General features: G+C 64.3%; 15 protein-coding genes. 9 read left to right on the forward strand and 6 right to left on the reverse strand.

Going from position 1 to position 13,192, the window contains the following annotated elements; genetic code table 11:
* Positions 1 to 252 precede the first annotated feature (252 nt).
* Positions 253 to 531 carry an HU family DNA-binding protein gene (locus Q8Q80_RS10810; RefSeq protein WP_069040239.1) on the reverse strand — a complete coding sequence of 93 codons (279 nt, stop codon included), beginning with the start codon at positions 529 to 531 and terminating at the stop codon, positions 253 to 255.
* A gap of 219 nt (positions 532 to 750) precedes the next feature.
* On the opposite strand from Q8Q80_RS10810, the gene Q8Q80_RS10815 reads away from it, so the two are divergent.
* The 5 genes from Q8Q80_RS10815 to Q8Q80_RS10835 all read left to right on the forward strand — a co-directional run bounded on the left by Q8Q80_RS10815 (position 751) and on the right by Q8Q80_RS10835 (position 3,356).
* Complete coding sequence (locus Q8Q80_RS10815; RefSeq protein WP_305632913.1) at positions 751 to 1,359, forward strand: septation protein A; 609 nt, start codon at positions 751 to 753, stop codon at positions 1,357 to 1,359.
* A 79-nt stretch (positions 1,360 to 1,438) separates the two neighbouring features.
* A complete protein-coding gene (locus tag Q8Q80_RS10820; RefSeq protein WP_305632914.1) occupies positions 1,439 to 1,741 on the forward strand; it encodes a YciI family protein in 303 nt (100 codons plus the stop codon).
* An 8-nt stretch (positions 1,742 to 1,749) separates the two neighbouring features.
* Positions 1,750 to 2,022 carry a BolA family protein gene (locus Q8Q80_RS10825; RefSeq protein WP_371132749.1) on the forward strand — a complete coding sequence of 91 codons (273 nt, stop codon included), beginning with the start codon at positions 1,750 to 1,752 and terminating at the stop codon, positions 2,020 to 2,022.
* 52 nt (positions 2,023 to 2,074) lie between these two features.
* A complete protein-coding gene (locus tag Q8Q80_RS10830; protein WP_305632916.1) occupies positions 2,075 to 2,893 on the forward strand; it encodes a peptidylprolyl isomerase in 819 nt (272 codons plus the stop codon).
* A gap of 91 nt (positions 2,894 to 2,984) precedes the next feature.
* A complete protein-coding gene (locus Q8Q80_RS10835) occupies positions 2,985 to 3,356 on the forward strand; it encodes a hypothetical protein (protein WP_305632917.1) in 372 nt (123 codons plus the stop codon).
* A 41-nt stretch (positions 3,357 to 3,397) separates the two neighbouring features.
* Here the strand turns inward: Q8Q80_RS10835 and Q8Q80_RS10840 are convergent, their stop codons facing one another.
* The gene (locus Q8Q80_RS10840) at positions 3,398 to 3,967 is read right to left on the reverse strand and encodes a flavodoxin family protein (RefSeq protein WP_305632918.1); all 570 of its coding nucleotides are present in this window, start codon (positions 3,965 to 3,967) and stop codon (positions 3,398 to 3,400) included.
* A gap of 14 nt (positions 3,968 to 3,981) precedes the next feature.
* The gene (locus tag Q8Q80_RS10845) at positions 3,982 to 4,695 is read right to left on the reverse strand and encodes a pirin family protein (RefSeq protein WP_305632919.1); all 714 of its coding nucleotides are present in this window, start codon (positions 4,693 to 4,695) and stop codon (positions 3,982 to 3,984) included.
* Between the two features lie 157 nt (positions 4,696 to 4,852).
* Here Q8Q80_RS10845 and Q8Q80_RS10850 point away from each other — a divergent pair, with 157 nt between their 5' ends.
* The 4 genes from Q8Q80_RS10850 (at position 4,853) to Q8Q80_RS10865 (ending at position 9,424) form a co-directional block, all read left to right on the forward strand.
* Positions 4,853 to 5,797 (forward strand): LysR family transcriptional regulator, encoded by a 945-nt coding sequence (locus Q8Q80_RS10850; protein ID WP_305632920.1) that lies wholly within the window; start codon positions 4,853 to 4,855, stop codon positions 5,795 to 5,797.
* Positions 5,794 to 6,759, forward strand: coding sequence for a GTP-binding protein (locus tag Q8Q80_RS10855; protein ID WP_305632921.1), 966 nt, complete (start codon positions 5,794 to 5,796; stop codon positions 6,757 to 6,759). Before Q8Q80_RS10850 ends, Q8Q80_RS10855 begins: the two co-directional genes overlap by 4 nt.
* An 81-nt stretch (positions 6,760 to 6,840) precedes the next feature.
* On the forward strand, positions 6,841 to 8,427 hold the full coding sequence (locus Q8Q80_RS10860; protein ID WP_305632922.1) for a YdiU family protein: 1,587 nt from the start codon (positions 6,841 to 6,843) through the stop codon (positions 8,425 to 8,427).
* A 16-nt stretch (positions 8,428 to 8,443) separates the two neighbouring features.
* Positions 8,444 to 9,424 carry a succinylglutamate desuccinylase/aspartoacylase family protein gene (locus Q8Q80_RS10865; RefSeq protein WP_305632923.1) on the forward strand — a complete coding sequence of 327 codons (981 nt, stop codon included), beginning with the start codon at positions 8,444 to 8,446 and terminating at the stop codon, positions 9,422 to 9,424.
* A gap of 1 nt (position 9,425) precedes the next feature.
* On the opposite strand, the gene Q8Q80_RS10870 is transcribed toward Q8Q80_RS10865, so the two are convergent.
* The 3 genes from Q8Q80_RS10870 to Q8Q80_RS10880 form a co-directional block, all read right to left on the reverse strand.
* A complete protein-coding gene (locus Q8Q80_RS10870) occupies positions 9,426 to 11,444 on the reverse strand; it encodes a TonB-dependent receptor (RefSeq protein WP_305632924.1) in 2,019 nt (672 codons plus the stop codon).
* 86 nt (positions 11,445 to 11,530) lie between these two features.
* Positions 11,531 to 12,322 (reverse strand): DUF4465 domain-containing protein, encoded by a 792-nt coding sequence (locus Q8Q80_RS10875; RefSeq protein ID WP_305632925.1) that lies wholly within the window; start codon positions 12,320 to 12,322, stop codon positions 11,531 to 11,533.
* A gap of 33 nt (positions 12,323 to 12,355) precedes the next feature.
* Positions 12,356 to 13,153, reverse strand: coding sequence for a PEP-CTERM sorting domain-containing protein (locus Q8Q80_RS10880; RefSeq protein WP_305632926.1), 798 nt, complete (start codon positions 13,151 to 13,153; stop codon positions 12,356 to 12,358).
* Positions 13,154 to 13,192: the final 39 nt, after the last annotated feature.

The following is a 13,192-nucleotide window of genomic DNA, read 5'->3' on the forward strand; positions in this document are numbered from 1 at the left end:
GAACCCGTGCGCTGCTTGCCTGTCGCAGACCTGGAGAACACAAATCGCGTGCAGCGAGTACCGCCAGACTGCAGAGCGTGCGCAGGAGACCGACTGCGGCGACCCATGAATTCGGTGACGCCCAATGAAAACGGAGGTGCCGCAGTGCGGACACCTCCGTTATTCCTGCCGGGCAAGCATGCACTTCCTGGGTCATGCCGGACAGTTCATCCGGGGCTGCGGATTCTCCGCGGCCCCGGGAAAGGAAACCGGTTACTTCTTGTTGATCGACTTCTTCAGCGCAGCGCCTGCAGTGAACTTCGCAGTCTTGGCAGCAGGAATCTTGATCGTGGCGCCAGTGCGCGGATTACGGCCGGTGCGGGCAGCACGTTTGCCGGTGGCAAAGGTACCGAAACCGACCAGGGTCACTTTTCCACCCTTCTTCAGTTCGGTCGTGACAGATTCGAGAAAACCGTCGAGCAGACGACCTGCTGCGGCTTTGGAAACGTCAGCTTTTTTGGCGAGTGCTTCGATCAGTTCTGCTTTGTTCATCTAAGTCTCCTTCTTCGTTATGCGCAAATGCGCGCGGGAAAACCTGCAGGGATGATAGTGAGGCGCAGCGCGCTCCACAAGCGGCCATTCAGACTTTCTTCATGAATTTACGCGCCCTGTAGCCACTTTTTCGCCGCCAAGCCAGTTCCATGCCCGATTTGGCAGTCACACGCCGATCCGGTTGGACACCCAGGTGCCCGAGGGGCATAATCCGCGACCATGAAATTTCTGTTCGATCTGCTGCCGGTCCTGCTGTTCTTTGCAGCCTACAAATTCGCCAATGCGTCGCCCGAGGCGTCTCACTCGCTGGTCACCCAGGTGCTGGGCGACGGTATCGCCGTCACGCAGGGCCCGATACTGATCGCCACCGCCGTCGCGATCATTGCGACGATCGGGCAGGTGCTGTGGCTGATGGCGCGCGGGCGCAAGGTCGAAATCATGCTGTGGGTCAGCCTGGGCATCATCGTCGTATTCGGCGGCGCGACGCTGCTGTTCCATGACGCGACCTTCATCAAATGGAAACCGACCGTGCTGTACTGGTTGTTCGCGGGTACGCTGGCCGGTGCGGCGCTGTTCCTGAAACGCAATCTGATCCGCAGCCTGATGCAGGCCCAGATCGAACTGCCGGAAGCCGTGTGGACGCGGCTCAATCTGTCATGGATCGCCTTCTTCGCCGTCATGGGCGTGCTGAATCTTTATGTTGCCTTCAGCTTCAGCGAGGAAACCTGGGTCGATTTCAAGCTGTACGGTGGCATGGGTCTCATGTTCCTGTTCGTGCTTGCGCAGGGCGCCATGCTGTCGCGGCACGTCGACGAGAAAAGCTCCTGACTCCGTTCGGCCCTGCATTTCTGCTCCAGGCCCAGCCCCCGATCCTGTCCCCAACATTGCCGAGAACACAGAGGTGACGATGTTTTATGTTCTGATGGGCGAAGACGCCCCGGGCAGCCTGCCGAAGCGGCTTGCCGCGCGGCCTGACCACCTCCATCGGCTGCAGCTCTTGCAGGACGAAGGGCGGCTGCTGGTGGCCGGTCCGATGCCGGCAATCGACGCGGTCGACCCGGGCGAAGCCGGTTTCAGCGGCAGCCTGATCATCGCTGAATTCGATTCGCTCGACGACGCGCGCGACTGGGCCGACGAAGACCCCTACACTGTCCAGGGGGTGTTCGAACGCGTCACGATCAAACCCTTCCGCAAGGTATTTCCGTCGTGAATCAAGCCATGACCATCGAATCCGCCATTCGCGAGCGCCTCGCAGCACTTGAACCGGCGGCGCTCGAACTGGTCGACGAATCGCATCTGCACGCCGGACACGCGGGTGCGCGTACCGGCGGACGGCACTACCGGCTGACCATCGAATCGGCCCGCTTCACGGGGCAGCGGCTGATGGAACGCCACCGCCTCATCTACGCTGCACTGGGCGACCTGATGCAGCACGACATCCACGCCTTGTCGATCACGGCGCGCGCCCCCGGCGACGCGGATCCGGTTTGATCGACGACTTGTCCATTTGCAGTACCTGGCATTCACCCAGAAAGGTAACCCGATGAAACACACGTTCTCGATTCTGTCCCTTGCCGTCATGACTGCCTTCGCCTTGCCGGCGATGGCGCAGCAGAAGGCGAAGGAAAAGCCGGCTGCCGCTTCGGCCGAGGGCGTGCTCGCCACGGTCAATGGCAAGACCATCCCGCAGGGCCGCGCCGACATAATGGTGCGCAATCAGATCGCCCAGGGCCAGCAGGACGGCGAGCAGCTGCGCAGCGCCGTGCGCGAAGAGCTGATCCGCCGCGAAGTGCTGACGCAGGCCGCTGCGACCAAGGGGCTGGACAAGAACGCCGCCCTGATGCACCAGGCGGATCTGGCCCGCCAGGCCGTGCTGATCCAGGCTTACCTGCAGGAATACGTGCGCGCCAACCCGGTCAGCGAAGCGACCGTCAAGGCCGAGTACGACAAGGTGAAGGCCGGTCTGGGCGACAAGGAATACAAGGCGCGCCACATCCTCGTGAAGACCGAGGACAAGGCGAAGGAAATCATCGGCAAGCTGCAGGTCGGCGAAAAGTTCGAAGACCTGGCCAAGGACTCGGAAGATCCGGGCTCGAAGGACCGCGGTGGCGACCTCGGCTGGAGCGCACCGGCGCAATACGTGAAGCCGTTCTCCGAGGCGCTGACCAAGCTCGAAAAGGGCAAGTTCACGCCGCAGCCGATCCGCACTGACTTCGGCTATCACGTGATCAAGCTGGAAGACGTGCGCGACCTGAAGGTACCGCCGTTCGAAGAAGCCAAGGCGCAGATCGCCCAGCGTCTCGAACAGCAGACCATCGCCGCGCACGTGAACGAACTTCGCCAGAAGGCTTCGGTCAAATAAGTTCTGCGTCCGGTCCCGGGTGCGCCTACCTCAACCTGCGTGTCATCGAACCGTTAAAGCGGACGGATGAGATGAAGAAGGAGGACGCGAAATGTCTCGCGATGCACCCGAATCCGGCGTCGAGCCGGGTGACTTGACCGCGCCGGCCGAGCCGTTCTGGCGCGTCTGGTGGCGCTTCATCTGGCCCTTTCTGTACTTCCGTGACTGCACGCGCGGCAGCTGGCTGGAGCGTGTACAAAGTTACCGCCACAACCGTTTGATGCGCCGCCATCTGCCGGGCTTCATCCTGAAGTGGCTGGTGTTCACGGCATTCTTCTTCACCTTCGGTCACTTCTTCGACGATGCAGCCGGGCTGGTCATTCCTGCTGCCTGCTGTTTCGTTACCGGTACGTGGACCGGCGTGGTGTCCGTCGTGCTGTTCATCGCCTGGGGCTGGCTGGAACGTTTTCCGGAACTGTATTGAGTCGAACAGCGGGTATCGCGTGACGCCCGCTGCCCCGCCCCTCAGCGGGCAGCCAGCCGCGCCGCCTGCTCCGCCACCCTCAAGCCGAACAGCCGTGCAGTCTGCAGATCTCCATCGAGCATTTCCTCTACGGACGCGTCGGACGGCGTCGAAGCCATCGCGCCGGCGAAGGACGCCACATAGTTGATGTCGTTGCGCGTGGCCGCCTTGCTGTTGCTCGGCATCAGGCCGGTGCCCACCCACAGCATGCTGTGCTGCATCGCCAGCGTCATCAGATAGTGCAGCGTCGAATGCTTGTCGCCGTTCATCGAGGCGGAATTGGTGAAGCCGGCTGCCAGTTTGTCCTTCCACTTCTGGCCGAACCAGGGCTTCGAGCTCGCGTCGGCGAATTTCTTGAACTGCCACGACACGCTGCCCATGTAGGTCGGACTGCCGAACACGATGGCATCCGCGGCGGCCAGCGTGTCCCATGCTGCGTCGGGCACATTGCCGTCCGCATCGACTGCGATGGCATGGACTTCGGCAGCCTGTGCGGCACCGTCTGCGACGGCCTGCGCCATGCGGCGGGTGTGGCCATAGCCACTGTGATAAACGATCGCTACCTGTGTCATGTCGGACTCCTTCATCAAGATGCGGGGTTGCCAAGGTCGAACAGAAGCGCATGTGCGCCCTGCCCGTGTTCAAAGATCACTTCCGTTTCATCGTCCAGCTTGAGCGCGTCGCCGCCCAGCAGCCGCTGCCCGTTGACGCTCAGCGCGCCATCCACCAGATGCACATAGGCCTTGCGGCCGCGGGCCAGCGGGTGGCTGACCGGCGCGTCGCCGGCTTCGAGCCGCAAGGCGAGCAGGGCCACATCGGAATGGATGCCCAGCGCGCCATCGCGTGCCGGCGGGTGGACCAGCGTCTGCAACCGCCCGCGTTGGGCCGCCGCCGGAAAGTGGGTCTGTGCATAATCCGGCGCGATGCCACGTACTTCCGGCAGCAGCCAGATCTGCAACATGCGCACGGTGTCGTCACGACCGTGGTTCCATTCGCTGTGCAGCACGCCCTGGCCGGCGCTCATGCGCTGCACATCACCGGCGCGCAGCACCCCGGTATGGCCCATCGAATCGCGATGGGTCAGTTCGCCGGCCAGCACGACGGTGACGATTTCCATGTCGCGATGCGGATGGGTGCCGAAGCCGCCTCCGGGCGCGATCGTGTCTTCCATCAGCGCGCGCAGCACGCCGAAACCCATGTGCTCCGGGTCGTGGTAGTCAGCGAACGAAAAGCTGAAATGCGATTGCCCCCAGCCGTGGTCGTCAAAACCGCGTTCTGAAGATTTGCGCAGACTGATCATGGTCCATCCCCTTGATTCGTATGTCGATGATTGAATTGTGCTGATCCGGAACCCTCGCGTGTCCGCATGGCGCTGATATCATCATTCAAAATATTTGATCTCCAGTCACGCGCGCACGCAGGGCTTGCCGCCCGGCCACCTCACCTCCTGAACACCCATGAGCGACCACGACCACCCGCTGAACCCTGAAGCGATCCGCCTGATCGCCACCATCGACGAAGCCGGCAGCTTTGCCGCCGCGGCGCGCGTGCTGGGCAAGGTGCCGTCGGCACTCAGCTACAGCGTGCGTCAGCTGGAAGACGCACTCGACGTGCTGCTGTTCGATCGCGCCAGCCGCAGCGCCGTACTGACGCCGGCCGGCCGAGAACTGCTGTCTGAAGGCCGTCGTCTGCTGATCGAGATGGATGCGGTCGCCAGCCGCGTGAAGCGGGTCGCCAGCGGCTGGGAAGGCCAGCTCGCGATCGCCGCCAACGCACTGTTCTGTCCGCATACGCTGCTCGATCTGGTGGACGCTTTCTACGGCCAGCGCGACACCGCCCGACTGCCGCCACCCACGCGCATCCGGCTGCGCCAGGAGGTGCTGTCCGGCACCTGGGAGGCCCTGCTGACCGGCACGGCCGACCTGGCGATCGGCGTCGATGCCGACGACAGCCGGGTCAGCGGCGTGCAGATCGAACCGCTGGGCGACGTTCCATTCGTGTTCGTCGTGGCACCGCAGCATCCGCTGGCACGCATCGCGTCCGTGCTGACACCGGCAGTCATCCGCATGCATCGCGCCGTCGCAATCGCCGACAGTGCGCTGAAGCTGTCGCCGGTGTCGCGCAACCTGCAGCCGGGACAGGACGTACTCACGGTGCCGACGCTCGACATGAAGATCGACGCACAACTGCGCGGTCTGGGCTGCGGTTTCCTGCCGGAAAGCCGGGTTCGCGCGCACATCGCGGCCGGGCGTCTGGTGGCGAAGGACACCGGCGAGACGAAGGTCGCCCGCTTTTCGATCGCCTGGCGCAGCGGCCCGCGCGGTCGCGCACTCGACTGGTGGCTGCAGCAGCTGGCGAGCCCACGTACCCGCACCGCACTGCTCGAAGGTGTGCCTGCATGAACGACAGCCCGCTTCCGATCATCCTGTTGAGCGGGTTTCTGGGCAGCGGAAAGACCACGCTGCTGAACCGCCTGCTCGCCTCACCGGGCATGTCCGATACGCTGGTCGTCATCAACGAGTATGGCGACGCCTCGCTTGACCATCTGCTGGTGACCCATTCGGCGGAACAACCCGTGGTCGAGTTGCCGGGCGGCTGCGTCTGCTGCAGCCTGCGCGGCGACCTGGCGCAGACGCTGCGCGACGCGCACTGGCGCTTCGCGCGCGCCGGACGCAGACAGTTCGGACGCATCGTCATCGAAACGACCGGTCTCGCCGACCCGGCGCCCATCCTGCGCACGCTGACGCAGGACGCCCGCATCGCCGCGCGCTACCGCCTGCGCTGCACGCTGACCGTTGTCGACGCGCTGCACGCCGCGGGCACGCTGGCGACACAGGATGAAGCCGTACGCCAGATCGCCGCCGCCGACCGCCTGCTGATCAGCAAGTCGGATCTGACGGACGCCGATGCGCTCGGTGCGCTGCGTACCCGGCTCGAACGCATCAATCCTTTCGCGCCACAGACCGACCTTCAGCTCACGCCCGACGGGGCCGAACTGATGACGCTGCTCGACGCGCCACCGCCCCGGTCAGGGCGCTTTCGACCCGTGACGGCGAATGAACCGCACGCCATTCGCGCCGACAGCTTTTCCATCGACCGGCCAATTTCTGTTCCGCAGCTCGACGCCTGGCTCGCCGGCTGGCCGGATATCGCCGGTCCCGGCCTGCTGCGCATGAAGGCACTGTTCGACGTCGAGGGCCGCACCGGGCCGGTGGCGGCACACGGCGTGCAGCACACGCTGCATCCGCCAACGCCGCTGGCTGACTGGCCGGGCGCGGGCCGCGGCTCGACCGTCGTGTTCATTACGCGCGGCATCGACGCCGACGCGCTGCGCAAATATGTGGCGCTGCTCGGATGCGATTGAACCTGCAACCACACACATCGCTCACAATGCAGTCATCCGTTCGCTTGCCTCGTGCGAGCACATTCCCCAAGTCGATTGCCCATGTCCATTGCCGCCCGACGGCTCGATGAAATCGAGTTCGACAACCTGTTCGTGCGCAGTCTGCCCGCCGACCCTTCGGCCGACATGCGCTCGCGCCCGGTCATCGATGCCTCCTACACGCTGACCTCGCCGACGCCGGTCGCGGCACCCGAACTGCTGGCCTGGTCGGACGTGCTGGGTGCCCAGCTCGGGTTGCGCCGACCGGCGCGCGTCGATGCGGCGGTCGAGGCGCTTGCCGGCAACCGCATCCTGCCCGGCATGCAGCCCTACGCGGCGCGCTACGGTGGCCACCAGTTCGGCAACTGGGCCGGCCAGCTCGGCGACGGCCGCGCCATCACGCTGGGCGAAATGATCGATACCGCGGGTCAGCGGCAGGAACTGCAGTTGAAGGGCGCCGGCCCGACACCCTACTCGCGGCGTGCCGATGGACGTGCCGTGCTGCGCTCGTCGGTGCGCGAATTCCTGTGCAGCGAAGCCATGTTCCACCTCGGCATTCCAACCACGCGCGCACTGAGCCTCGTCACGACCGGCGACCGGGTGGTGCGCGACATGTTCTACGACGGGCATCCCGAATACGAGCCGGGCGCCATCGTGTGCCGCGTGGCGCCCAGCTTCGTGCGTTTCGGCCACTTCGAAATCCTCGCGTCGCATGAGGAGCTCGACCTGCAGCGCCGGCTTGCCGACTGGGTGATGACGCACCACTTCCCCGACATCACGTCGCCGGCCGACTGGTTCGCCGAAATCTGCCGCCGCACGGCGGTGCTGATGGTCGACTGGATGCGCGTCGGCTTCGTGCATGGCGTGATGAACACCGACAACATGTCCATCCTCGGCCTGACGATCGACTACGGCCCGTACGGCTGGCTCGAAGGCGTCGACATGATGTGGACGCCGAACACGACCGACGCCCAGGGCCGACGCTACTGTTACGGGCGCCAGCCGCAGATCGGCTACTGGAACCTGACGCGGCTGGCTGCCGCGCTGTCGCCGCTGATCGACGATCAGGCGGCGATCGATGCCGCACTTGAGGGCTACGAGCAGACCTTCTCCGAGGGCTGGACACGCATGCTGGCCGACAAACTCGGCTTGCCGGCGGCCGCTGACGAGGCGGAACAGGACATGCGCAGCGAACTGTTCCAGCTGCTGCAGGCGGAGGAATGCGACTTCACGATCTTTTTCCGCGCGCTGGCAGAGGTACCTGTGGCGACAGCCCTCGCAGGCGATGCGGCGGCACTGGCGCCGCTGATTGAGGCCTTCTACAGCGGTGATGGCCCTTCCGCTGAACACGGTCGCGCGCTGCTTGCGTGGCTGCAGGGCTGGGCGCAGCGCGTGGAGGCCGGCGGCGAAGCGGACGCGGCGCGCATCGCGCGCATGAACGCGACCAACCCGAAGTACATCGTGCGCAACTGGCTGGCGCAGCGCGCCATCGACGATGCCACCGCCGGCGACACCGCGTTGATCGAGCGACTGTTGAAGATGATGCAGCGGCCGTACGACGAACAACCCGAATTCAACGATCTGGCCGGCCGCCGCCCCGAATGGGCGCGCAACAAGCCCGGCTGTTCCGCCCTGTCCTGCAGTTCATGAACCGCCTTCCACCCCGATGAATCCATCCACGCACAGCCTCACCTCACACACCTTCCATGGCCTCGAACCCGGACCGCGCCTGATCGTGCTCGGCGCCGTCCATGGCAACGAAATCGGCGGCACGCGCGGCATCGAGCGCGTGCTCGACGAACTGGCGCGCGGCGACCTCGTCATCGTGCGCGGCACCGTCACCTTTGTACCGATCACCAATCCGCTCGCCTGGACGCTGAAACGGCGCGCCGGCGACCGCAACCTGAACCGCAACCTGCGCCCGGTTGCCGCGCCGCAGGACTATGAGGACCGCATCGCCAACGTGCTGTGCCCGCTGCTCGCCGCGCACGACGTGCTGCTCGACCTGCATTCCTTTCACACCGGGGGCGAGCCGTTCGCCATGCTGGGGCCGCAGGACAATGACGGCACGCTGGAAGCCTTCTCGCACGCCGCCGCCGAAGAGGCGCTCGCGCTGCGGCTCGGCGCGCGCCGTCTGGTCGAGGGCTGGCTCGACACCTACGCGACCGGCGTGCGCAAGCGGCTGGCCCGCACCGCGCCCACCGAACGCGCCCACCTGTTGTCGACCGATCCTGACTACGGCATCGGCACCACCGAATACATGCGCCGCATGGGCGGCTATGCGGTGACGCTGGAATGCGGCCAGCACGACGATCCGGCCGCACCTGAATTCGCCTGGCGCGCCATCCGCAACACGCTGGCCCACCTGAAGCTGGTCGAAGCGCCCGCGCCGGCGGCGCGCGACAGCTTCGAACTGCTGCGCCTGACGGAAGTGATCGACCGGCTGCACCCGGACGATCAGTTCGCGCGCGCCTGGAGCAGCTTCGACCCGGTCAGCGCCGGCGACGCGATCGGCACCCGCCATGACGGTACGCCGGTCATTGCGCCGCAGGACGGCTACATCGTGTTTCCGAACCCGACCTCGACACCGGGCAACGAGTGGTTCTATTTCGCGCAGCGCAGCACGCGGGCGCTGCACCGGAACTGAGCTAGAAGCGCCAGCGCAGGCTGGCGTAGCCATTACGTTCGGGCATCGGGTAGTAGGTTTCCGAAAAGGCGATGGTCGAATACACCTTGTCGAATACATTGTTGATGCCGGCCGCCAGTTGCGCGCCGCCGCCCAGATCGAGGCGCAGCGCAAGATCGAACACCGTATAGGACGGCAGTTCGGCGAAGCTGCGATTGTCGAGGTCGTTGCCGTCGAAGCGCCGACCGGCATGGCGCGCCGCGACGATCCAGCGCAGCGACGGCGTCTGCAGCCACTCCGCACGCGCATTCGCGGTCCAGCGCGGCACCAGCGGAATGTCGGCGTCGGTACCTTTGAAACGCGGCTGCACATAGCCGGCGTTGGCAGCGAACAGCCAGGCGGCCGACGGCTGCCAGCGCGTTTCCAGTTCTACCCCGGTGCGCTGGGTCGGCAGGTCGTAGTTGCGGTTCACGCTCGGCACGCCGGTGCTGTCGAAGTAGATTTCATCCTGATTGCGCAGTCGGAACAGCGTCAGCCCGAGCGACAGCCTGTCATCGGGCTGCAGGCGCACGCCGGCTTCGATCGTGCGGCCGCGCTGCGCGCGCAGATCGGACGACGCCAGCGCCAGTTCGTCGATGTTCGGGTTACGGAAGTGCCGGCTTGCGCTAACAAACGTCGTTAGCGACGGGATCGGATTCCAAGTAACACCGAATTCTGCTGCGTCGTTGCGCCAAGTGTTGGAGTCGCTGCCAGTACGCCGAAAATCACTTACACAGGGACCCGGCATGACGAAAGGTGGAACCGGTATAGGAATAAATACGCATTCCGATATGTAGCGTTCTCTCGTTGTCCGGCTCTTCGTTTCGTCCCTCCGCCATCCGGCATTCATCCGAACTTGCCGGGATAAATGCGTTACACCTTCCACATACCAAGCTTGGCCATTCAGATCGCCAGAGAACCGCTCGGACTGGTTTGCCGCCGCGGTACCGCGGCGCTGGCTCAGGTAATCCGATGACTGCGATGCGACACCCATGCCGAAATTCTGAGGTAACCCGAAGAGAGTGAAGTCAAGGTCATAGCGCAGTTGAGCATCTTCACGCGTTGAATCGATAGCGTTCCGTTGAGTGTCTGCATCGACTCCGATTAGAAAGGGATTTTCGCGCCGTCGGTGATCCAGTTGAAATTCAAACACACCGGCGTCACCGAGATCGACACGCCATAGAAGCCCCATTTTCCGATCGTCGGTTTGTCCGCCATCTGACCGGGGTGACCGACTAGCGCGTCGACGTGCAGACTCTCCGGATAGAAAATCTTCGCGTGACACTTCCCCGGGCAAACCATATTCGTCCAGGTGTCTGGAGAAGCGAACGAGGAGGTCCATGAACGCCAGCGTGCCGCCGGGGCTCCATCTGACTGCGACCGCCGTTCGCGTACGACGCTGTTCATCATGCTGTCTATAGCCGTCACTCGACATGCGCTCAACCTCAACGCTTGCCGAAACAGGGCCATGGCCGCCTGAAGTGCTGAACTGCAAAGCTTGTGTTCCGTAAGCTGCGGTCCGCAGAGACAGCTCCGAGCGAACATCGGTCGAGCTTGGACCATTCGTAAGGACGTGGATGACACCGCCTACCGCACCATCGCCGTATCGCACGGCACCACCACCTCGGAGTACCTCGATCCGCTTGATTTGAGACACGGCTACCGTGGACAAGTCCGCACCGGACAGGTCATCAGCATTGAGACGGACACCGTCAACCATGACAAGCACGTTGTTTGCAGCGCTTTCGCCAAAACCACGCATGCCAATAGTTGCGTTTTTATCGTGACCGAAGTAACTGATCAGATTCAGGTTTGCTTCACGACCGAGTAACTCGGCAACTGACAGAGAGGGAGAACTGTCGATATCTTCCCGCGTGATGACCGACACACTGTGCGGCACCATACGCAACGTATCGGCTGCCGACGGCGCGCTGATGACGACTTCATCGAGCTCGTGCACGCGCGGTGCCGAAGTCTGTGCGAACGCCAGGCCGGGCAACACGGGCAGCAAAAAAAGAAAACGGAGACAGTGCATCAATGCGCATCACCCGCGAACCGTGGAGGGCGCGCGGGTGACTCCTGGGTCGATCAGCCGCGACGGCGGCGCGCGACCGCGCCGACCAACGCCAGTCCGGCCAGCAGCAGCGCTGCCTGTTCCGGTTCCGGCACCGCGGTGACGGTCAGATTGTCGAGTGCGAAATAGGCCGGCGTATTGATGCCGAATTCACCGCTGTCGCTCGAAACCAGCGCGAACTGCAGACTGCTGACCGTGCCGAGCGCCGCGAGATCGACCCAGCGCCAGTCGGTCACCACGTAGTCCTGCGTGTTGTCGGCGAACCGGTAGTCGGCCAGCATGAAGTCGACGCTGCCGGTCGTCGCACCGCCACCGTCCTTGCCGATGATGGTCAGCTTCAGGTAGTCGGGGTCATTGCCGCTGGCGCCGCCGAACTTTTTCGAGAAGAAGTCGCCGGTGAGCAGGGTAAGGCCGGTGAACGTCGTGTTGGTGAAGTACGCACCCTGAACACTGACGGCCGACGCAAAGCTGATGGTCGGCGCGCCGAAGTTGGCGATCGCGTAATGGGCCGATCCGTCGGCGCCGCCGCCGGTGATCGCGCTGTGCTGATTGGTGAAGTTGCCGGTCGTCGTGTCGGTGCGGTTCGAATACACCCAGTCAACGTGGCAGCAGCCGCCACCGAAGTCCGAATAGGTGTGATTGAAGGTGGCGGCTCCGCTGGTGAACGTGGTCGTCACTTGCGGGAAGAAGTGGCTTTCGGACGCCAGCGGCGCGTCTTCGAACGTGGCGACCGAGGGGGTCGCTGCGTGCGCGCCGTGGCTGGCGGCCAGTGCGCCCAGCGCAAAGGCAAGAAATGTCTTGTTCATGTCAGTGATCTTTCGTGGTAAGCGGGGGCGGCATCAGCCGCGACGACGGGCGACCAGACCGAGCAGGCCCAGTGCGGCGCAGTACATGGCCCATTGCGACGGTTCGGGCACGGCCGGCAGTGCCGCGTAGTGGATGACGCCGACCGCGTCGAGGTCGAAGCCGCTGCTGCCGGTCGTCGGGTACGGGTCGTAGATCGGGTGCGGCCCGCCGTATTCGGCCGGGAAGCTGTCGAAGGTCGAACCATTTCCGACCACGTCGATCAGGCGCACGTACTGCACCTTGTTGACATCCAGCCCGGCGACGCCGCTCAGCACCTCGAGATCGAACGGCGTACCGAAGCCGGCGCGGTACTTGCCGGCCAGACCGTCGATATTGGTCGGGTCAATCAGGCCGAAGCCGCCGACCGGGCTGGCAGTGAAGGAGAAGTTCGGAAAACGGAAGAAATCCGTGCCGTTGGACGACACTTCGACGAAAGCCAGTTCGAGGAAGGTGTCCATGAAACCGTTTTCGAACACCGCGAAATCCGCGCCCGCACCGTTCGTGATGTAACCGCCGAAGGTGAGCGTGATGCTGCCGCCGTCGCCGAGCACGACGATGTCGGTCGCGCCGCCCTGGGCAACGCCCAGACCCTTTTCCGGCGTTTTCCACGTCGCATCGACGTTGGGACCGGGCTGATAGTCGCGATAGCCGGTCGCCCACTGGACGAAAGCCGGACTGTCCTTGCTGATCGCGGTCGAGCCGGTCTGACCGGCAGCCGGCGCGAACGGGCCGGCCTGGGCGGAACCGGCAAACGCCAGTCCGATGAGGGATGTGACAAGAATGAAACGCATGCAGACCTCCTTGCAGCGCCGGCAGCACCCGCCGGCGAA

The organism is Methyloversatilis sp. (genome assembly GCF_030698125.1).
Lineage (GTDB): Bacteria > Pseudomonadota > Gammaproteobacteria > Burkholderiales > Rhodocyclaceae > Methyloversatilis.